This window comes from Pedobacter riviphilus, assembly GCF_014692875.1.
Lineage (GTDB): Bacteria > Bacteroidota > Bacteroidia > Sphingobacteriales > Sphingobacteriaceae > Pedobacter > Pedobacter riviphilus.
On the sequence record NZ_CP061171.1, the window covers coordinates 2,626,188 to 2,647,535 of the forward strand.

17 protein-coding genes are annotated in these 21,348 nt (G+C 39.6%); 2 read left to right on the forward strand and 15 right to left on the reverse strand.

Annotated features, from left to right (window positions below):
- Positions 1–28 precede the first annotated feature (28 nt).
- The 8 genes from H9N25_RS24565 to H9N25_RS10815 all read right to left on the reverse strand — a co-directional run bounded on the left by H9N25_RS24565 (position 29) and on the right by H9N25_RS10815 (position 13,615).
- Positions 29–802, reverse strand: a complete 774-nt coding sequence (locus H9N25_RS24565; RefSeq protein WP_223833704.1) for a TonB-dependent receptor plug domain-containing protein — start codon at positions 800–802, stop codon at positions 29–31.
- A 148-nt stretch (positions 803–950) separates the two neighbouring features.
- Positions 951–1,445, reverse strand: coding sequence for a hypothetical protein (locus H9N25_RS10785; RefSeq protein WP_190328895.1), 495 nt, complete (start codon positions 1,443–1,445; stop codon positions 951–953).
- A gap of 324 nt (positions 1,446–1,769) precedes the next feature.
- On the reverse strand, positions 1,770–2,027 hold the full coding sequence (locus tag H9N25_RS24570; RefSeq protein ID WP_223833705.1) for a response regulator: 258 nt from the start codon (positions 2,025–2,027) through the stop codon (positions 1,770–1,772).
- A 560-nt stretch (positions 2,028–2,587) separates the two neighbouring features.
- Positions 2,588–4,099, reverse strand: a complete 1,512-nt coding sequence (locus H9N25_RS10795; protein ID WP_190328896.1) for a family 43 glycosylhydrolase — start codon at positions 4,097–4,099, stop codon at positions 2,588–2,590.
- A gap of 1,476 nt (positions 4,100–5,575) precedes the next feature.
- A complete protein-coding gene (locus H9N25_RS10800; protein WP_190328897.1) occupies positions 5,576–6,487 on the reverse strand; it encodes a LamG domain-containing protein in 912 nt (303 codons plus the stop codon).
- Positions 6,433–11,316, reverse strand: coding sequence for an RICIN domain-containing protein (locus tag H9N25_RS10805; RefSeq protein WP_190328898.1), 4,884 nt, complete (start codon positions 11,314–11,316; stop codon positions 6,433–6,435). Before H9N25_RS10805 ends, H9N25_RS10800 begins: the two co-directional genes overlap by 55 nt.
- A 1,533-nt stretch (positions 11,317–12,849) precedes the next feature.
- On the reverse strand, positions 12,850–13,101 hold the full coding sequence (locus H9N25_RS10810) for a helix-turn-helix domain-containing protein (protein WP_190328899.1): 252 nt from the start codon (positions 13,099–13,101) through the stop codon (positions 12,850–12,852).
- Positions 13,102–13,225: 124 nt separating this feature from the next.
- Entirely contained in the window at positions 13,226–13,615 is a 390-nt protein-coding gene (locus H9N25_RS10815; protein WP_167294756.1) for a winged helix-turn-helix transcriptional regulator, read from the reverse strand.
- Between the two features lie 205 nt (positions 13,616–13,820).
- Between H9N25_RS10815 and H9N25_RS10820 the strand changes: the two genes are divergently transcribed.
- Positions 13,821–14,705 carry a PhzF family phenazine biosynthesis protein gene (locus H9N25_RS10820; protein ID WP_190328900.1) on the forward strand — a complete coding sequence of 295 codons (885 nt, stop codon included), beginning with the start codon at positions 13,821–13,823 and terminating at the stop codon, positions 14,703–14,705.
- Between the two features lie 87 nt (positions 14,706–14,792).
- Here the strand turns inward: H9N25_RS10820 and H9N25_RS24990 are convergent, their stop codons facing one another.
- From H9N25_RS24990 to H9N25_RS10845, 6 genes are all read right to left on the reverse strand, one after another.
- A complete protein-coding gene (locus tag H9N25_RS24990; RefSeq protein WP_255524625.1) occupies positions 14,793–14,927 on the reverse strand; it encodes a hypothetical protein in 135 nt (44 codons plus the stop codon).
- 155 nt (positions 14,928–15,082) lie between these two features.
- Positions 15,083–15,544 (reverse strand): hypothetical protein, encoded by a 462-nt coding sequence (locus H9N25_RS10825; protein ID WP_190328901.1) that lies wholly within the window; start codon positions 15,542–15,544, stop codon positions 15,083–15,085.
- A gap of 529 nt (positions 15,545–16,073) precedes the next feature.
- The gene (locus H9N25_RS10830; protein ID WP_190328902.1) at positions 16,074–16,760 is read right to left on the reverse strand and encodes a hypothetical protein; all 687 of its coding nucleotides are present in this window, start codon (positions 16,758–16,760) and stop codon (positions 16,074–16,076) included.
- 115 nt (positions 16,761–16,875) lie between these two features.
- Positions 16,876–17,631, reverse strand: coding sequence for an immunity 22 family protein (locus H9N25_RS10835; protein WP_190328903.1), 756 nt, complete (start codon positions 17,629–17,631; stop codon positions 16,876–16,878).
- An 11-nt stretch (positions 17,632–17,642) separates the two neighbouring features.
- A complete protein-coding gene (locus tag H9N25_RS10840) occupies positions 17,643–17,891 on the reverse strand; it encodes a hypothetical protein (protein ID WP_190328904.1) in 249 nt (82 codons plus the stop codon).
- A gap of 82 nt (positions 17,892–17,973) precedes the next feature.
- The gene (locus H9N25_RS10845) at positions 17,974–18,483 is read right to left on the reverse strand and encodes a hypothetical protein (RefSeq protein WP_190328905.1); all 510 of its coding nucleotides are present in this window, start codon (positions 18,481–18,483) and stop codon (positions 17,974–17,976) included.
- Between the two features lie 353 nt (positions 18,484–18,836).
- Between H9N25_RS10845 and H9N25_RS10850 the strand changes: the two genes are divergently transcribed.
- Positions 18,837–19,811, forward strand: a complete 975-nt coding sequence (locus H9N25_RS10850) for a hypothetical protein (protein WP_190328906.1) — start codon at positions 18,837–18,839, stop codon at positions 19,809–19,811.
- Between the two features lie 537 nt (positions 19,812–20,348).
- On the opposite strand, the gene H9N25_RS10855 is transcribed toward H9N25_RS10850, so the two are convergent.
- Positions 20,349–21,272: a DUF4886 domain-containing protein gene (locus H9N25_RS10855; protein WP_190328907.1), complete on the reverse strand. Its 924-nt coding sequence runs from the start codon at positions 21,270–21,272 to the stop codon at positions 20,349–20,351.
- Positions 21,273–21,348 lie beyond the last annotated feature (76 nt).

A 21,348-nucleotide genomic window follows, 5' to 3' on the forward strand; every position in this document is an offset into this window, starting at 1 on the left:
GCTGCGTATTGCGAAGCATCAAGCAACTCTATTTTTTTGCAACGTTTTGTACGCCTGCGTAAGCATCAAAAGTAATCTGCCCTTTCTGCCCGCGTTTACCTTGCCGTGTAGTAACCAACACAACACCATTAGCCGCCTGTGAACCATAAATAGCCGCAGATGCAGCATCTTTTAGAACATCGATCGATTCGATATCTGATGAGTTTAAATAAGTGATATCACCTGTAAGCACGCCATCTACAACATATAGCGGCGATGCATTGCCAATGGTACCTAAACCCCTTATGGTTACCTTGATGTTTTCGCCGGGCTGACCGGAAGTAGAGGTGATTTGTACACCGGGAGTTTGCCCCTGTAAGCCTTGCAGTGCGTTAGTAGTACTTTGCTTTTGCAGCGTTTCTCCTTTAACCTGAACGGTGGCACCGGTTACCAGTTTCTTTTGCTGAACACCGTAGCCCACCACCACTACTTCATCGAGTTGCTGTTTATCTTCAGCTAAACTAATGTTAATCGTAGCACTTTGTCCAACCGGTACTTCTTTACTTACAAAACCAACAGAGCTAATCTGGAGTATATCTCCTGCCTGGGCACTAATGGTATACGTACCCTCGCTACTCGTTCCGGTTCCACCGGTTTTTCCTTTAACTTTTACTACTGCACCCGGTATAGGGAGCCCATCCGCTGAAGTCACTTTTCCGCCGATCTGGCGCTGCTGCGCAAACAAAGATTCGCTGAAAACAAGCAGTGAAAGAAACATCAACAGAAAAATATGTTCTCCTTTAATTATAGAATTCTTTTTCATGCTGTTCTTAAAAATTTAATAAATAATTGATTCATTTTATATTGGTTTTCTAGTTAGCGCTTGATTGTAGTTGCATTACCGTTGTAGGTAAGACTGTAGTTTGCCTTTTGCTTAAATGCTAATACCTTGGCTGATTTAGGGGTAATCACTACGACCTTAAATGTGCTACTTCCTGCTGGTGCTGTCCCAAACCGTAAGGTGTTTCATTCTTCTGCGCATCGAATGGCTGAAAAACCCGATAGGACGGCTCTCCGTTAAATACTTTATGGATAAGTGAAAGTCTCTCGGTTTTTGTTTGGGCCAGTAATACTTTACCCTTGGTAACAGAATAAGTAATTAAACCAGCTTTTGTGGATACTTCCACTGTTAACAATGAAGCACTTAAGGCCACCTCGGGTGTGTTGGTTGTTGTAAATTTAACAGCTGCATCTGATAGCTTTACAGCCATTAAACTTCTGTCGTCAGGAATGATCTGATCAGATACCTGTTGAGGTTTTGTTTTCTTAATTCTGGAGGCAGAATTTTGAATCGGGATTTCTACTCCTGAAGTTGTTTGCACATCATCTTTTACCTGTCCGTTTACATTTATCTGAAGTAGAACACTACCTATAAATATTACGGTGCCCACCCTAATTTTTTGCATAGAAATAGATACAGTTTTATACCTGGTTAAATTATTTCTAAAGGTATCTGTACAAAAAAAAGCGAGGGTGCTCAAATGTTAACAATCACCTATACATATGTTAACAGATTAGACTAATAAATGTCAAATGGGCTACATCAAGTTTAATAATGCGTATTCTGGGGTCTACGGTATAGATGGAATCTGACAAATATTTTTCAATATGAAAAGACAACTGTCTGATGAACTTATCATCAACAGATTCAATTTCTGTTTCCAGTGGTTTAAACGTTACCTGCTTTTGGTAGTTTTTTTTTGAAAGTGCCTGCTGCTGCAGTAAGTTCTTTATTTTCGATAAAAGAATCTCAAAGTTAAAAGGTTTGGCATGTAATCATTGGCACCGGTTTCAAGGCCCATCAATTGTTCATTTTCACTAGTTAATGCAGTAAGTAATATCACAGGTAAATGAGCCGTACGCTTATCCGCTTTAATTTTCCGGCAAAGATCAATACCGTTCATTTCGGGCATATTCACATCACTAACAATCAAATCAGGGTGTATAGAAAGTGTTTTTTGCCAGCCTTCTTTACCATTTACTTTCACTTTACCACCCTGTGGTGTAAATTTAAAAGCATTCGAAAGGAGATTAAACAGTATCCTTTCAATTTTATCATGGTCAAAAAAGGTAACCAGGCTCTTTCTATCGGTTTGAAAACTAAAACTGATTTTCTCTCTGTCGGCTATATCGCTAAAGGAAAGTGACAGCTCCTGAATGAAAGAAATGATATCTCCTGTTTTAGGGTAGGTTTTTGCGCTGTATTTTTCCTCAATGCTCCAATCGAATGACAGAGCTATAATGCATCACCCGGTATCATTAAATCCTCTACTTTTGGCTGAGGCTCTATAGCCAATTAAAAAAATTTCCAATTATAATCAATAACTGTTTCCTTTCGTTGTGATACTTATTTTGAGCAAATACGACGCTACAACTCGACATAAGTAAAATACCACCATTAAACTTCCCGATGGTGATATTGAACTTACACGAATGGTGTTTTGACCCGTAAAAATTATATATAAATGTGATACTAATTTCTTTTGACGGCTTAAAAGCTAATCTGGATAAATTAGGCTCCCTGATATTATCGGCAAATAAACTATAATTATTTTATGGCTTTATAGTTAAAGTTCTTAAACGTTACCTTCCCCTCTCCTATGGCACAAAGTCCTATCCGTAAGCTCAAAAATCCACTAAATACATTATGGTGCATGGCCGAAACCTCAAAAGAGTTTTCAATTTTATTCCAGTTCACACCATCCTTGCTATAATACATATCCACCGTGTTATTTATATTTTTCAGACGAAGGAATACATGATTTTTGACTATATCTTTTTCTGCGGCAAACTGCCAGCCACGCAAATTAGCGAGTACATCATCTTTGTTAGCCAACATGCCTGAAGACGCACCGCTATTGTAAAAAAGAACCAGACCTCCGGTTGCTTTTCCTTCGATTAACATTTCTACATCTACGGTATAAGAGTGGTCTTCAGGAATACACAACAACGGAGAACTATTGCCTACGCCATTTCCCTTTGCTTTAATGGTTAAGCTGTTATTGGCTAATTTAAACCGATTGGTATCCAGTTCCTCGAAAAATGACCATTGTGGCTTCAATTTATTTCCTGCGAAGTTATCGTTCAGCGTAAAGTTAGATGTAGAGGTGGCCAAATTTGGTTTTTTAATCGGTCCGCTATCATTTACGTCCTTCTTTACCTTGTACCAACCATCTTTTGTCCATTCTATTGGCAGTAATAAAGTTTGGCGGCCTTTGTTGTAAAAGTCTTTTTCATAAGCGTGGAATATCATCCACCAGTTGCCCTTTACATCGTCAATGATGGTACCATGCCCTTTTGAAGCCCATTTCTCAGTATTGTCTTTTGTTCTGATAATCGGATTATATGGCGAATTTTCCCATGGTCCCAGCAATGATTTTGAACGTGCAGAAACAACCATATGCCCAGTTACTGGACCTGCTGTTCCCCCTTCGGCCGCAGTAATATAATAGTATTCTCCTCTTTTAATTAATTTTGGGCCTTCCAGACAAAAACACTCAATTGACCAGTTTCTTGGGATAGGCCAGCCTTTGTAAGAAGGCTTTTGCTCACCTATTATTGATAGTCCGTCATCAGACAAGGGTACAAATCCGCCATTACTAAAGAATAAATATCTTTTGCCTTGCTCATCTGTGATATGTCCAGGATCGATGTTGCTAATTTTCAGATCGACCGGATCACTCCATTTGCCATTGATTGAATCTGCCCAAACCACATAGTTGGTGCCATTAGCGGGGAAATAGATGTAAAACTTGTTTTTATATTTCACCAGATCGGGAGCCCATACATTGCCTATATGCTTGTGCAAAGCATGGGTTACAGGCTTCCAGTTGATCAGGTCTTTTGAATGCCAGATTAACAAACCCGGATAATATTCAAAAGACGAATGAACCATGTAATAATTATCGCCATCGCGCAGTATACTCGGATCAGGATAATCCCCAGAAAAAATTGGATTCGTGTAGAAACCCGGGGTATTCGGTTTCTGGGCTGACTGAGATTGTGCTATTGCACAAATACTAAATTGCAGGAAAAAAATTGTGATTATAAATTTATTCATATTATTATGGGGTAAAAAGTATTGCTAACCTATAATTATAGGCCTGATTATTTATTATTTCTGTGTAATTCCATTCCAATTGTTTATTCTGAAGAGGTATGGCGGTAAGCCTGCTGAATTCATCAGGTTATATTCAGTGCTATTCATATCTGTCTGATCAGGTGCTTTTTTTGAGGGGGGAGTAATATAAAGGGAACAAATTACTAGTCTGTGAGCGTAAGCCGTCTGGCTTTGCCATCGTCTGCAATAACAATTATTACCGCAGAACAAAGACCAGCACTGTTAGGTACCGTAGTAAACTTCGATTCTGTAGTCCCCTCATTTCCGGTCATCTGGTTTAACTGTGATCAGAAGTCTGCAGGTTTTTTAAGACTCCATTTAGCATTACTCGTCACTGTTATAATGGAGATTCCCCCTTCTGGTTGAAAACCACTTCAGATAAGCAAACCTTAAGTTGTGGTGTATCTCTTTCCTCTTTTTAAAAAATGAAGTAGATAATATAAGAAACGCATTTAGGATGACGGGGAATCGGCTCTCATTTTGAGTCATTTTTAAATGAGTCATTAGTGTATGTTTTAGTTAATTTGAAATGATGGAAGATTTGCTGAACATTATTGATTGATAGGCTTGCCAATTGCACACCTATTGATGGATTACTTTATTTTCACAAGCCTGTATAATCTATAGTAGCTTCAATAAGCCTCTGATTTGGACGGACATGCCACCATCTGGTTGACCCTAGATTCATTGCGTTACTACTTTATGAACTTGCCCATGTAATGCATGATCTATAGTTGCTGGTTCTGATTTAACAATATCTGCCATTAATAAAGAAAACTACCATAAATATGAGAGCAGGCAATTTCCTGATAAAAGTTGTTCGGTTCATCTGAGTTTATATATGGTTTCTTAAACAAGTAAGAGTAGTCTAAAATGATTAGCTGTTATATCTAGTGAACATTTATCTTACTAAAATAACAAGTCAATAGCCTAAGGTTACTGGATTTAATGTCAAAAATAGTTTTAGCTCAGACCTGGGGATGCTTCAAATGATAAAAACAAGGGGAATTTTGTTAACTGCGAGGTTTTAATTAGAAAATCGCAAGATTTAAAGCGACGGATAAAGGCACAAAACACTAATAATAAACACATTAAAACAACACAAACTTTAGCGCAGCTACGGCCATATGTTTTCCAGACAAACTGCCGTCTGAATTTACCGGATCTTCAGCAACGCTTGGCTTACTACACCCACAAAAGATGGTTAAAGCGCAAAGCATGAGTTTATTCATTTTTGTTTTTATCGGCATAGGATATGTATAAATGGGTTAAGCTAATTTGGTAATAACAATATATTTTCAAAGATTAACTGCTTGTATTTAAAGCAACTCCAATGAGGCATTTATTTCTGAAGTCTCTAGGTGTTTTAACACAAAAAGGTTGCTTTAGCAACCTTTTGTGTTATGGAATTCTTATTTATTTATCGACGATCAGCCTGATCGGTGTCAGGTTATTTAGGTACACGAAATAAACACCTAAACGGTAATTTCCGGAAAGGCCTACCTGCAGGTCGCGGTCTGCGGCACGGTGGCTTCCGCTCTGCATTATCCTACCCACAACATCCCTAACCGTTACTTTAATGGTTTGATCCCTCAGGTTAGGCGTAAGCCTCACTTTGAAAGACTGCTCTTTAACCGGGTTAGGATAGATGATATTGCTGCTTGAAGATTCTGGAGCAAGGGCTTGTGCCGGGATTATACCTGATCGGGATTGTATACCTGAAAGATTACCCGATTGGCTGAAGCCAGCGCTTGTACCTTCGTTGGCAATCTCCGTATCACTTAGTGCCCTGCTGTAAATCTTAAACTCATCAATTGAGCCCTTAAAAAGGGGGTCATTGAACTGTGATTTACCCAGGTAATTCAACGTAGTGCCTGTGGTTGTACCTGAAGCGGTAAGCTGCGAAGGTTTAATGTTCAGGTTGGTATTGGTGGCTGCCAAAGTACCGTTAATGTACAGCTTTGCTGTATTTCCTGATTGGGTAACGGCCAAATGTGTCCAGGTATCCAAGGGGAAAGCAAAGTTCGCACTTACGTTTAACTCTGTCCCGCCGTTTTTAGCGGCATAACGAACAGTTGATAGTTTTACCCCATTTACAGTAGGCGTTCCCTGCTGAACGGTAAGGAACATATATTGTGCAGTACTGTTCCCAAAGTCAAATACACGCATCCAGTTAGACAGTGCATCCATCCTTACCCAACTCGAAACGGTGAAATCGGATAAAGTTTTTACAATTCCTGTTGGCAGGGTAGCATAAGAAGTACTTGTTCCGTCTAATTTAATCGAAGTTCCATCTTGCCCGGTTGCACGGGTTGCGGTTGCGGCCAATGTTCCGTGGGTAGCTCCCAGTTGTCAATAGCGCGGGTGCCACCAGTCTCATTAAACTTTAGGTAAACCAGCTGGCCGGCAGCAGGTTTTGCGGTTACTGCTGCGCTGGGAGAACCTTCACCCTGACTATCAACTGCTGTAACCACATAATAATAAGTAGTTCCATTGCTCACACCGGTATCGGTAAACATATTGGTCGTTACATTTGATAAAGTTGCATAAGGACCACCCATTGCAGTTGAACGTTTCACATTAAAGCTAAAACCCGGAAGAGCATCCCATTCGACCACATTTTTGGCATCTCCCGAAGCAACAATAGCGTTGCTGACCATCTTCTCTACCGTTAAGGTAATGGTCTGTTTTCCAGGGATACTATCATTAACAGCGCCGATCACCAGCGGGAATACACCGTACTCGGTTGGGGTACCGGATATGATCCCGTTTGAGGCACTCACGCTTAAACCGGCAGGTAAACCTGTTGCCGTATAATCGCTCAGTGCATTAGTGCTAATAGTATAGCTAAATGGCCTGCCTATCACAGCAGTTGGTTGGGTATTATTCGTAATGGCAACCGACAATACTTTTGATTGCGGAATTGCAGGCCAGTAAATTGAATTTCCTACCTGCGAAGCAGTAATCGCGCTTGTCCCCGTACTAAGAACACGGACTTTGTTATTTACAATTTTTGCAACTGTGGTATCTGAACTGGTATAGGTCACCGGAAGCCCGGATGTTGTAGTAGCCGCAGGATCAAAATCAGCATCCCCCATGAGTTTAGGCGCAATGGCATTCATCGTGATCGACTGGCTGGTAAATGCCGAAGCGATCTCCGTTGTACTTAAGGCCCTACTATAAATCTTAAACTCATCAATTGAGCCTTTGAACATAGGATCAGCAAACTGCGATTTCCCCAGGTAATTCAGCGTGGTACCGGTAGTGGTGCCGGCAGCGTTCAGCTGAGAAGGCTTAATCGTAACTCCGGTGTTGCTGGCTACCAAAGTCCCGTTGATATACAGGCGAGCCGTATTTCCCGATTGGGTAACAGCAAGATGTGTCCAGGCATTCAGCTGCAAAGGATAATTAAAACTGACTATTTGCTCGGCTCCTCCATTTTTAATCCTGTAACTAATGGTCCGTGTGGTCACGCCATCTACTGTAGGCGTTCCTGACTGGACGGTCAGGAACATATATTGTGTAACCGGTGTAGCACCAATACCAAAATCAAATACCCGCATCCAGGTAGAAAGTGCATCCATCTTCACCCAGGCAGATACCGTGAAATCATTTAAGCTACCTACAATACCTGCAGGTAAACTAGCATAGGCATTCCCCGAACCGTCCAGTTTAAGGGCATTTCCGGATTTCCCGGTATCCCGGCTTGCCGAAGATGCTAAAGTTGCATGTTTAGCACCCCAACTATCAACGGCACGTCCGCTTGTTTCGTCAAATTTGAGGTAAGTAAGCTGGCCAACATTTGGCGAGGCCGTAACTACAGGGCTGGAAGCCGAGCCATCTGGCGAAGCAACCTGGTAGTAATAAGTATTCCCATTACTCACACCAATACTATCGGTATATTTGGAGGTACTGATCGTAGCGAGTGTAGTATAAGGACCAGCTGATGCCATTGCCCGTTTTACGATATACGTTTTGTTCGGGATAGAGTCCCAGTCCAGGATGTTTTTACCATCGTTACCAGCCGCTTTCAGGTTGATCGGGATAGGTCCTACCGGTTCAAAACGGAATGGGAAGCTATAAGGAATGGGGTCGTTATCGCTTCCACCTATAGTAAGTATTTTATTACCACTTGGATACCAGTAGCCGTTTCCACCATTTTGTGCCCGCTGAATGGCATACGAGGTTCCGTCAAAGTAAAAATTCATTGAATTCCAGACCAGCGAAAAGGGCGTAACATTACGGCCAAATTGTGCACCCTCGCTCAAATAATTGCTAAAAGCTGCAGGGGGTGTACTCAGGCAGGAAATTTTGTACCTGCCGTTACTCTGCTTTCTGACATCCCAGATCTGAAGATATGGATCGGTGCTTGCCAGCTCAAATAAAGGTGTATTGGTTTCGTTTCTGGTAAATAAAGAATCGCTTGTAGTAGGTTTAATATAATAATATCCATCGGCCAGCATATTCGTCTGATAATATTTAGCCGCTAAGTACCGTTTCATGGCATTGTCCAGTATGGTAATATAACCGCTTATCTGTACAGCCATAGATTGTGTATTATATTGAGACTGTACATAGGTAATGCTGTCATTTAATTGCGCATTGGCTGTTACCGGAAATTTACCCGGCACATTGGTGGTACTCGTTGCTGTGGTATCGCGTAACTTGATGGCTTCAGCAAGTTTTTTCAGGTAAGCCGTACTCAATTCCTGTGCAGAAACCAACTCCAGTCTAAAAATTTGGTTTGTGCCATCAAGCCACCTGTTAATGTTCATTGTAGTTCCGTCTGAAGTACTTGAACCTGGAACTTCCAATGCTTTCTGGCTTTGTTTACCTACGATGTTAAAAGTTCCGTTCTCCCGGTCCTTAATCGACCAAACCTGGGCCTGATCAGTATTTGAATAGGTACGTTGTTCAATAGCAGCGCCATTAGTTATAGCGTTGTTTACTACATCCAATACCTTTCCGCTAAGCAAATTGATTATTTTGTAATCGGTACCCGATAGCTGGCTTATCGTCCAATGCTGGCCGCTTGTAGCATCGTAAGTTTTTTGCCCTATCAATGCACCCTCTGCAGTAGAATTATTTTTTACCCCAACTGCTTTATTACTATTGGTTGCTATAATACGATAAATACCTCCTTGTATGCCAACAATTTGCGGAACAGGCGGTGCCTCAGGCATATCTGAATCTGCTGGTGAATCAGGACTTGTACCTGCTGTATTTACTGCACAAACTTTGTAATAATAGGTCTGGCCGTTATATGCACCTGTATCCTTGAAACTGTTCCCCGTAAGGCCAGAGGCAATGGTGGTATAAGTCCCATTTACTGAAGACGACCGTTTAACGGTATAGCTATCTGCACCGAAAGAAGAAAGCCAACGGAGATGCATCTGGTTATTTCCGGCATAAGCATATACAGAATGGGGTGCTTCGGGCAAGGTAACTACTCCACCTTGCCCGCCGGTAACACTTACATTTTTGAATACAGCGGTATTTAAAACACCGTTTGCGTTCGAACAAACCGCCAATCCGATATAAGCCGTGCCGGTAAAACCTTCATACCTGCCTTGTACTTCAGTAGCCCAGCTGGTACCATCAGGTGAGTAATACGTGTTAATCACATCACCTATGCGTTCAATTTTCACCCAATAAGCATCCTGCGGGATTGGTCTTTCCGCTTTTTCCCAGTTGGAGCCTCCCCTAACCTCGGTCCATCCATGCATAAATGATTCGGCACGCTTGCCAGATTTAACAGCAATCCATATCCTTTGCGCAGAATTAGGGCTAAGATCTGAACGCAGCATTACCCCTGCCCGTGCATTCAGGGCACCACCTCCGGCCGTTTCCACTTTGGCAATGATAGAACAGTTCCCCGTTACTTCTTTATATACGAAGTGAAATCCGTCAGCTCCATGGGTCAATATTTCTGTCCCGCTTCCCCTTACCGTCCATACATTATTGTTGTAGGTACTGCTACCTGCTGGTGAAGCTGTGCCGATATCAAGATCGGTTAAACCGCCTGTTCCCACTTTTGTAGGTGGAGGGACAGTTTGGGTTTGCGCCGGGACCGTAGCAGTAGAATTATCCTCAGATTTATAAAACCAGGTATAAACGGGATCAAACCGACCTGGGATGGTATTAAGTCTTTTAGTGATGTAAGGGGTAGGAATGTTTTTACGTACCTTATAGGCACTTTGCAGTAAGGTTAAGCCCCATCTTCCTCCATCCCATCCATAGGGTGCAGCATTAAAATAGTACCAGTCTGTAGTACCAAAAGGCACAAAGCCGATGGTTTTTCCCGTGTTGGTTTTTGCAAAATATTCTCCTAATGCAAGCAGCCGGTTATCCAGTTCAGAATAAAGGTCTATCCCTTGCTTCCAGAAAACTTCTGCGGTAAAGGCCATCCCGCTCCACATACCATGAGAATGGCCCTGGTCTCTTCCGCTTTCCCCATGTTCTCCACTCGGCAGCGTATTTTTAAATCCGGTAGAACCGATGTACCGCATCAGGTGAACGATATGCGCCATTTTTATCGGATCATCAGAAAAAGCGGCGATAGCGGCTCCTCCGGCTATACTCAATGTGCCTTTATTGGCTGGTCCTAAAGCATAACCGGCACAACCGGTACGCGGCCAGTATACGTTGTTAAACAGGTTTTTTACAGCTGTGGTATTTTCGGCTGTCCAGCCGCTCCAGCTTCCGCGAAGAATAGAGGCCGCACCGCCATAGGCATAAGCGTAATCACCCAAATCGAGGTTAGATTCAATTCCGTTAAATTCCGTTTGGGTAGTTGCCCATGCCATTAGAATGTCCCTCGATTTTTTAGCATGCTCCTCATTGCCCGTTAAGCTCCACATCATGGCCTGAAAAAATGCAGCAACCATATCCCCTCTCCACGGGTTAAGATTTACATTCGGGTTGCGGCTAACCGTGGCAAAAGGGTGTGGCGTGTAAGTCAGTTGCGACTTGCCATCAGCAGCCAGGATATCATAAGCCTGTTTCCAGGGATAGTCTCCGGCCTGCACATGCGCTTTCAGGGTACTCAGATCGGAAGCTGATAGCGGAATACCTGGATGCACGAAAGTCTGGGATCGTGCAGAGAAGCAGGCGCTCAAAATGAATAAAAGCAGGATAAAAAAGTAATTGTTTTTCATAGTCAATAGTTTAGTTTATCAATTAGTTATTTAAGTATTGCAAAAATTGAGATAGCACCTATGGTCTTTAACGGGTTCTTCACTAAAAAAGAGTGTCTGACCCATTGAATGGTGCCAAAAGCAGCAGAATGGCATATTACCTTCCGCTATGCGTTCAGGAAGATGCTTACAGCCAATAGCCTGGGCATGGTGCGTTTTAAATGAGACCATTTGTTAATTTATTCTGATAAGATTTTAGCATAGTGCGTTGGGGATGAGGCAACGCAGATTCATTTGTTAAATAGACAAATGAATAGAGAAAACATACTCTTCTTATAAAATATATTATACAAATTAAAAATTATTAATAAACTATATTTGCATGATATAGAATACATTGTTTGGTTAGCCAAATATACACCACGTAAATTATAATCATATTACATATTTGTTAATCTAGTGATTTAAACTGTGTATTTTGGGAATAATATCCATACCTGTACGTTTCAAACTGTTCAGTAGTCACTATGGATTTGTAGCCTGATGCTTATCGCTCGGAGAATATCAGATTCTTGTTGTGCCCCTCTATTCCCCCCTTGTCAATAATCTTTTAGAATGCTCCTTTTGCTTTGCAAAAGCCCTTACGAGTTACCAGAAGCACTTAAAGAATAGCAGTCTGAACAGGCCTGTAGAAGGTTGCATCCGGATGTGACCGTAGAAAAGTTAACTTCATTTCTTTCTGTAATACAAGAAAGATACTAGTAAGGCATGTAAGAAACATGATATAACCTTCACGATTTGCTCAATGCAATACTAAAACTTGCAGATAATACCGGGCTTGCAGTGTAGTCAATATTGTTTATTTCCTTGGATATTTATTCCAAAGCCATTTTCAAGCAACCTATATAGCCATCCTATATATTTATTTTAAAAGCAGTGTATAAAATAATGACGACCGTTTCAATCATGATCTTAGTTTTGACGAAACCTCCAACATTCTGAAATATTCATTTCGCCCAATAACAGTCCTTAAATGGAACAAGAATCGGCAAGTTATCAACAACACTGGCGAGGTAACTACCGATGTTATTTTAGTTTTTGCATTGTATCATTTTCAACACAAATCATTGATATACAGCTATATATATTTCCTGTATCGGCAAATAATCCCCCAAAACAACCACTAATTACGAAAATTAACACGCTGATTGTTAATAAGTTATGTTAATATTTCTCCACCAATTTCTTGGAGGTTTAACACTATTTTTCACATTTTTGTTGCTCATTTGTTGCTCGAGCGACTGAAATTTTTCCCAAAAAAATCATGGGTGAAATGATGTCGCTTATCGATACTTAACGACACTAAAAAACATTAAACGACGCTAATAAGCCACTATTTGAGGGGAAATTACCACTGATGTTCAGGGGCTAAAAGTCCCGTCGACTTGTAGCAAATGCAACAAAATTATCAGCAGATCAATAATGGCAGGATTAAAGCAATTCAGCTTAGCGAACGGAAAATACTGATCAAAAGAAAGCATTTGGATAAGGCCTTTAAACAGGTCGATTTTCAGCCAGGTACAATCGTCTGCCCGGCTTGCTTACAGGTATTTCTATTCTACTGACTTTAGAGTATAGGGATTGCACGGAAACCTTTAGGTAATCAGCAGCTTCCTTTACCGTTAAAAGGTCACTTGATCCGTCATCCGCCGGATTAAGGTCTGATACCATTTCTTCGATCCGTTCTACTTTTTCAAATAACTGACAGATGATTTCGGGAAGTTTCTCAAAGCCAAATGGTTCCATAGCGCAGTCTAATTTACCGCAATTTTGGGCATTATTTTGCTGCTATTATCCAATATTGGACGGATTGGACTTTTGATGTATTGCCTGCAAATTCCGATCCGCCCTTCTGCGCATTTACGTTGATCTAAGCCGGGAAGCAATTGATCATTGCCTTGATTTTCTCTCGGTGTCTCAATCCCCATTCTACAAGGGTTTCTGTTACAGGAAGTACAGTATAACCATACTCGGTGATCGAATAGGCTACAGTTACAGGTTTAGAATCGATCACTTCTCTCGAAACCAGGAGATTCAGTTCCAAGTCATGGAGTTCTTTAGAAAGCATTTTAGCCGAAATCCCCTCAATTTCGCGTTGTATTTTCTTAAAGGTATTTCGCTGATCAATACGGTTTACCAAGTAGCGCATAATCCTAAGTTTCCATTTTCCACCTAAAATTTCAAGACTATCGCGAATAGCCGATAGCTCTTGTTCGCAGGTAGCTTCTTTTAATTCTCCGTTAATATTCGTTGAGGCCATGTCTATAATAGTTAACCCAGGGTAACCGGTTACCTTGGGTTAACCCATAGCAAAAATAAACTATTGCGGTTTAATTTTGAGATGAATTCTAAACAAAAGATCATGGTTACAAAATTTATCTATTATTGTTCCCGTATTAGAAAGTTATACGGAAGGATTGAAAACTATACCATAATTATAGGTTTAAACAATTAAATCGCAAAAAATGAGAAAACTAGATTATTACATACTGGATGTTTTTACCACCCAGCGCTACACAGGCAACCAGCTTTCTGTTGTTCATACTCCTGATGCACTCAGCCTTGATGAATACCATAAAATTTCCAGAGAATTTGGTTACTCGGAAACCTCGTTTATCCATTATAGCGAAACTACCGGAGCCCTTGAGGTGAGGTCATTTACACCTGCCGGCTTCGAAGTTAATGGAGCAGGACACAATTTGCTTGGCGCAGTTATCCTTGCGCTTTTAAAACAATGGGATATTTTTAAAACACAGACTACAGCAACTTGGGTCTCCATTAATGGGACACCGATCGGTGTAAATGTAACTCAAAAAGATGATCACCTATTTGTTACAATGAAACAACATCCTGCAGAGATTATTGGAAGTGTGCCTTCTGCAAAAATTTCAGCCGCTGTGGGGCTTGATGCTGAAATGCTTGGTAGCAATGGCTGGGAAAATAAGATCGTAAAAACTGAAGTAGCCCATTTGATGGTCCCCGTTAAAGACCTTAATGTACTAGCGCTTGCAATTCCCAATAAAACACGCTTAAAAGCAATTAGCGAGGAATATGGTTTTGAAGGATTTTATCTTTTCTCGACGGCACCTTCAGCAAAAGGGTACCTTGCCAGCGCAAGGTTTTTCAATCCAGGTATTGGCATTGATGAAGATCCCGCTACAGGTACCGCCGCCGGACCACTAACAGGTTATCTTGAAAAACTGGGGCATATCCAAAAACAGAGTGACCATATCATTTTCCAGGGAGAACAGACTGGTCATCCTTCAGAAATACATACGCGCGTAGAAGACGATGGAATAGTGGTTAGCGGCTCCTCGGTAATTGTAATGGAAGGCAGTCTTTATCTATAGGCAAAGCAAAACCAGTAACAGCTAATGTCCGTTACTGGTTTCATGTTATAGAATTAGGGTATTTAAGGTTTAAACACATTAGCGCTATTATTCATTAACGGACTTTACCAGCTCTTCAAGCATATTGCAGAAATCGCAACGGAGTTCCGGACCTGGCTCTGCACCTTCAGCCTCGTTTCCGGTTGGAGGTTCATTGTCATAAACCGCCCATGCGTCAGGCATTTTCTCTGGTTCAGATATTTTTCAAACTCTTCCCTTGAGCCGAAGGTTCCCAGCCATATATGCATTTTGATATCGTTTATATTTTATTATAATCTTTTTCCCAACAGCCACAGTCCAGAAATATTGTGACTTTTCCAGATCTTCAACTAAAAAAGTCAAATCCTTAATTTAATGATTCTTTCATAATAGAGATTATAGGCCTTCTTATTTTTCAGGTCTATCAGCGAATACCCACCTGCTTCTGAACTGACAGCACCTTTGATTTTCAATATACTGTAAATGGCGATTGATATATTTTCAATACTCTTACCCTTTAGCTGATCCTTGTAGTAAGCGTTCATCGACTCAATTGCATCTTTACCCCTGCCTACAACAATAACATGCTCCTCGATATCGGTACCTAGTCCGTTTGTTAAGGCATCGTTACCATACACCTGCAAAATCAAATTTCTGATAAACTTTGCTCCTTCTCTTTTCTCTTTCTCCGTTTTTGCATTATCAACCACTAAACTATAACCACTCTTTTTGAATTTAACATAGCCGGTATATACACTTTGTGCTGATGCATGAATACTGGACAGCGCGATGAGGATCGCTAGTAATAATTTATTTTTCATTTTAAAAAGTATTTTTAATTGCAGATCAGAAGAACGCAATAACATCATACTTGAAATGGCCAAATGCGATGTTATTTTAAAGACTGTCCTTACCAAACGGTATTAGGTTGCTGAACACCCTGCCTATCTATCTGATCAAATAAAGCTTTTGTTCATTATTGGTGAACAGCCCATACTGTAAATTATCATTTGTATAAAACATATACCCGTCTATATTTTTAATAGGCTGCACCTTGTTCTTGGACAGCGCACCAATATTTTTGCCATCGATTTCCACAGCAGAAGTGTGCCATTCTTCATCGAGGTACATAAATTCCTTTAACCTAAGTGTATCATTTTTAAAAAGTACATCGGTAAACAGATATCCGGGATACAACGACTTCGAAAAACCAGGCGCATTGCCTCCCCCACCCGAAAAGCGGACTTTTTCCAGTTTTAACCTTTGAAAATATTGGTACCTGATGTTCGCTGTCCTGATGATCTCGCTATCAGAACCAGTTTTCTTACCTGTCCGCTTGAAAGGGTTGTTCTACAACATTTCCTGCAAGTAAGAAAGGGAAAAATATTTATGTACATCTAAAGAAGTATACAGTTGAAAACATTCATCACCGATAATATAGGTGACAATGGCATAGCTGGAAACCGCTTGAATAGTATGCAGACCATCTCCGACTTTTTTTTGTGGCACAGGACGATCAAAGTTATAATCAACGCAAACAGCTTTTGAATGTCTGGCTATATCGACAAGTTGTTTACCCTGACGCTCTCCATCCCAATTAAAATCTACATTTTGAGCAGTAATTTTGATAGGCGTTCCAATACCATCAAAACTCCATCTGTAGTATTGCTGTGTTTGTTTATCTATAATAAAACCCTTTAGAAATATAATATCCTCAGGTCTTGTTATCAGCTTTAGCGTATCGTTCACATTCCCGTCAGCACCGATCTTGATGAAGGAATTTTCCCTTTCTCCCTGAAAGCTGGAGACAATAATATTGTTCTCTGATGTTATGAAAAGTTCGATGTTTCTTTTGCTTTCCAACAACAGGCTCAATTGCACTTTTCTACTTTTGATGGTATTTAAGCTGTCAATTGAATTATACTGCGCAAACCTTTTGGGTAATTGATTTCCAACATCTGTCTGACGCTTTTTGGAGATCAGGAAGTATAAAAATACAAGCAGTACGATGATCGGAACTATATAAAGAATTTTCATTTTTAATGGATATGTTCTTTAAATTACCTGTCGTTTATACCAAAGCGGCTTTTAGCAAGTACTGGTAAATTTCATCTTTTTCCAACTCCCTCTGCTCCATAATTATCATCGTGTCTTAGTGGGAAACAAACTTTCCGATATACTTCATTCCCAAAGCATCTGCAACACTTTCCACATCTATTTCAAGCTCACCCTTTACAAGCAGGTCAAGCATTGAATTGGCAGTAAGGATATTCATTTCATCTGCTCTCAGGATCATTTTTTCGGCAACATTATAGTCCTTAACCTGAAGGATCAGTATATTGTCCAGCTTGTCGCTTTTGGCAGTATGGTAATAATTGGTCTTTACAACTTTGCTTTTATCAATCCCGGCATGCCCCAGGATATTTTTCTTATCCAGTTTATTTTTGCCTACCCATAAATAATGGAAGGAAGAATCGCCAGATAAATCTTCATCAGAGGCCGACGGTAATTTTCCGATATATTTTACCGTCCGGGAACCTAAGGCTGCTTTTTCATTTAAGCCATTGTCATCGTAGGCAATAACTGAATTAAAACTACCTGCCTTAATTTTTTTACATAAAGATTCAAATTCTTTTTCGTCAGCAAGAATATCATGGGCAACTGTTTTATGGTCAACAGGTATCTTATAATACTTCATGACCATAAGATCTTCATCATAGGTATCTAAGCCGAGTTCCTTGCAGAAATCACAACGGAGTTCCGGACCAGGCTCCGCATCTTCTGCTTCGTTTCCAGTAGGCGGTTCATTGTCATAAACCGTCCATGCTTCCAGGTACTTTCTCTGGTCCAGATATTTTTCAAACTCTTCCTTCGACCCAAAGGTTCCCAGCCATATATGCATTTTCATATCTTTTTATATTATATTTTATAATAATCTGTTTTTCCAACAGCCACAGTCCAGAAATATTTTGACTTTTCCAGATCCAAATCCACCATTTCTTTGGATTCTTTATAGGTCCCAGCTTCTTTCAGCCCGGCAATGGTAGATTCGATATCGGCTGGAACGGATGCTCTCCAGATACCAACAGAAATTTCTAAAAAAGAATAACAATGTGGTGCTTCAAAGCCATCGGCTTCTCCGTTATTTTTATCTGTCGGTAAATCCACAAGTTCGCTATCCTGAAGTTCAAAGGGGTTTATACCATAAATATTGAATATTAAAAATAAACTTGCTATCGCACAATAAGACTTACATATAATACTTCTTATTTATTTCAATAGTGGGTGCTTTATCGTTATGAAAATCTGTTTTAAATACTTTTTTTCCCACATATTCTTTTTGATAAAAATAATCGTCATGAAGCTTTGAACTGCTTTTCACTCCCATTCCAATTTCATTATCTTTTTTCAGTTTATTTTTAATTGCATTGAAAATTTTGGTTGTGGTCTTATTTGTTTTTTTTGAAAGTATTCTTAATGATATACGTTCAAGGCTTTCATCAGTTTTTCTACCTCCTTCCCCATCTATTATGACAGGCTCCAGTTCATCAAAAATTTCAGTTTGGAAAATAGTGTCCAGATTCTCCGATACTATATAAAATCTAAGATTTTTTTCTCTGTTGTCTTTAATTTTATCTGCCTCTCCGTGATTAATTTTCTGTAAGGAAATTTCATCATCATCTTTTGTCTCAATAAAAAAACTACCATTCTCTTTCTCTATAATATCTTCAACATATTGAAAAAAATCTTTTAAAGACATCACTAAATTTATATGCGACATATATTTTGTTTCTTATTTTATTTGTAATCGGCTGCTTTTCCATAACCTTCGAAAATGGCTTCATGTCCTTTGCTTTTCACATCATCAATCGCAAGACGCTTTCTGGGATTCATTTTAATATTTTTTACGCTCTTCTTAAATTATAAAAAACATATTAGTAATATCATTAGTCGTACCCCGCGTTTAAAGGTTTTATAAGTTTAGCGCTTCATCGTATCTACCAATATAACCGAATCCGCTCTATCTTCTTGAGCAGGAATAAACCTAAAAGCAATTTAAAATAAATCTCGAATATGTGATAAAATTATTATAATTGATCTGAAACTCTACATATGAATAGAAAAACTATAATAATTTTAGGATTGCTTTTGACAACAATGAGCGTTTATTCACAGATAGAAAAACCACTAAGGCGCTCGTATCCAGCCAAAAAAACAGGTGAGAACGATTCACCCTATCAAAAGGAAGGAATGCTTTTTAGATTAAAATACGAACATGCAGATTGTTCTTATGAAATTTTAATTAACGACATGCCCGTTACAAGTCATTTCGGATTGGGAGAACGCTCAGGATTGACGGTAAATCTCAATCAGTATATTCTTCAGCCTGGCAAACAAGAGGTTACCATTCGTCTTTACCCCGCTAAAAAGGATGAAACCGTGTTCGCTCCTTCCCTTTCCCCGAATTCATCTGTCAAGGTCGAAATTTCGAAAAATAAAGAGCCAATGTCAATCTTAGATCAGATGAATGCCAAAGATAAAGGTCAGCAATATCAGTGGCAGGTTCTTAGTTATCAGACTCCAAAATTAGATAATAAACCACAAAACTTTACTGAGTACAAAACATCTTTTATTCTTGATAATAAAGACATTAACTGGAAAATAGCCGGCTGGGACAAAAGCCAGAATCTTCAAAATTCTGCCAAAATCCGAAAAGAAGTGGATGCGTTTTATTCAGATTTCAAAAAAACACTTGAAGAAGGAAATCAGCAAAAATATTTATCAATGCTGAAGCAAAGCATCCACGAAGAAGCGGCTTCTACCCCTTGGAATAAAGATGCAGAAAAAGATCTTACCAAATCGATGGCGGATTATGCTGTTGAAAAGAGAAGTTTCATCTATCCCTGCCCAGATGCAGAACTGAAATTTTATGGCGGAGGAAAAGTGGTTACATTAGTCTGTAAGGATCCCCAAACCTATGGTTATTCTCCCCTTATTTCTAAAACAGCAAAAAATATGATGCCAAAAGCCCATACTTTTTATCTGCATAAACCTGAAGGCTCAGACAAACTGGAAATTCTCCGATAAATAAAGATGATAATGACATAGATGCTGTAGATTTTAGAGCAATCAAAAACGAGTGTAGCGAGAAAATCACTATAGCAGAATCTAAATTATCCGAGCTCACCACAAAAAACAAGGCAGCATTGAACATCAGACCAATTGCAGAGCGCGCTATTAATTTAACAGATCTTGATTTATTTTATGAAAATTCTAGCGTTGAAGGTAAAAGATACCTAGTTAGCCGCCTTTTTCCTGAAAAAATGGAATGTGATTGAGACCGATATCGAACACTTTTAGTCAACGAAATCGCCGAGCATATACACCTAAAAAAACAAAGAGTTATAAAAAAATGAGGCAAAAATATTCGAAAAAATCTTTGCCCCACTGTGGGTCAATGATCGTGCGGATAAGCAATAAATTTATAGCTAATTTAAAGCGGACCGCAGAACTAGACACCAAGATGACAGAATACAATGAGCTTGGGAGACTGATGAAAATGAGAAAGGAAAGAGAAATGTAATTGCCAAATAACATTATTGAAGGAGATTGAAATCACAAAAATCAGTTTTTGGAAACCTTTATAACCTTATTGGCAACCTCAAGCAGATAACTTTTAAAATCATCTGAAACAGATGCGGGTTTAAATCCTATTTTTTTCGGGGAATCTTTAAAAAGTATCCCGTACCAAATCAAACCGCCTAAATATTTCCCCGCATCATTCGCATGGTTTGGATCAAAGGCCAATTCTTGTTTGTTCCAAAAATAGCCTACATTGATAGAATGAGTTTGATCAGGTAAATTGGATGCAACAGGATGTTCAAAATCGAAAGCCGTATCCTTTTTATAGCCATATTTTTTATTGGTCGCCACTTCTTCAAACGCATCGCCAACAGGTAAAAGCCTGGCATTAAACTGTTTTGCTAGTTTGTGGTATGCTTCACGAGATTTTTGCCACATTTCCAACTGGTTTTTAGCCAATTGCTCTGGCCCAACTTTCCCAAATTTCTTTGCATCAGCACGGTAAGCCCAAGTTTGGTGAATCACGATTTCTGCATTTGGTTGAAGCTTTTTAATATAGTCTACAAGTTTTTTCGCGTATGGATTGTAGCTTGATGAATCGCTGGAAAGGTATGAATATTGCTGAATGGTCACTACATCCCAAGTACCTTGCGACAATAACATTTTCAACGATTTGCCTCCATATGGCTTTCCTTTAACATCGGTTGAATCCTTTTCAAATTTTTCTACATAACCCCAATGTTGCTCCAAAGAATGACCGCCAAGTTCTGCCCTGCCAATAACTAAATTTTTACCCGTTTCTTTGGCCATTTGAGGTAGAAAAGTGGTCGCATTTTGCGAGAAACTGTTTCCAATTACAAATAAGTGTAATGTATTGTTATTGGTTTGGCTGAAAGCATTAAGATTAAAAACAAGCGAAAAAATGAATAATCTGCTGCCTTTGTACTTTAAAAAGAATCGTATCATATTTATATATTTTTGTTTTTACCTCGCCTTTGGATGGGTTTTCCTGTATTTATAGCGTTCTGCTCCTGATCGTAAA

Excerpts from the sequence above, each read along its gene's own strand:
- H9N25_RS24990 (WP_255524625.1), bottom strand. The coding sequence starts at position 14,927 with ATGCCTGACGCATGGGCGGTTTATGACAATGAACCTCCAACCGGAAAC.
- H9N25_RS24565 (WP_223833704.1), bottom strand. The coding sequence starts at position 802 with ATGAAAAAGAATTCTATAATTAAAGGAGAACATATTTTTCTGTTGATG.
- H9N25_RS10820 (WP_190328900.1), top strand. The coding sequence starts at position 13,821 with ATGAGAAAACTAGATTATTACATACTGGATGTTTTTACCACCCAGCGC.
- H9N25_RS10845 (WP_190328905.1), bottom strand. The coding sequence starts at position 18,483 with ATGTCTTTAAAAGATTTTTTTCAATATGTTGAAGATATTATAGAGAAA.
- H9N25_RS10815 (WP_167294756.1), bottom strand. The coding sequence starts at position 13,615 with ATGGCCTCAACGAATATTAACGGAGAATTAAAAGAAGCTACCTGCGAA.
- H9N25_RS10850 (WP_190328906.1), top strand. The coding sequence starts at position 18,837 with ATGAATAGAAAAACTATAATAATTTTAGGATTGCTTTTGACAACAATG.
- H9N25_RS10830 (WP_190328902.1), bottom strand. The coding sequence starts at position 16,760 with ATGAAAATTCTTTATATAGTTCCGATCATCGTACTGCTTGTATTTTTA.
- H9N25_RS10785 (WP_190328895.1), bottom strand. The coding sequence starts at position 1,445 with ATGCAAAAAATTAGGGTGGGCACCGTAATATTTATAGGTAGTGTTCTA.
- H9N25_RS10810 (WP_190328899.1), bottom strand. The coding sequence starts at position 13,101 with ATGGAACCATTTGGCTTTGAGAAACTTCCCGAAATCATCTGTCAGTTA.
- H9N25_RS10805 (WP_190328898.1), bottom strand. The coding sequence starts at position 11,316 with ATGAAAAACAATTACTTTTTTATCCTGCTTTTATTCATTTTGAGCGCC.
- H9N25_RS10795 (WP_190328896.1), bottom strand. The coding sequence starts at position 4,099 with ATGAATAAATTTATAATCACAATTTTTTTCCTGCAATTTAGTATTTGT.
- H9N25_RS10855 (WP_190328907.1), bottom strand. The coding sequence starts at position 21,272 with ATGATACGATTCTTTTTAAAGTACAAAGGCAGCAGATTATTCATTTTT.
- H9N25_RS10835 (WP_190328903.1), bottom strand. The coding sequence starts at position 17,631 with ATGAAAATGCATATATGGCTGGGAACCTTTGGGTCGAAGGAAGAGTTT.
- H9N25_RS10825 (WP_190328901.1), bottom strand. The coding sequence starts at position 15,544 with ATGAAAAATAAATTATTACTAGCGATCCTCATCGCGCTGTCCAGTATT.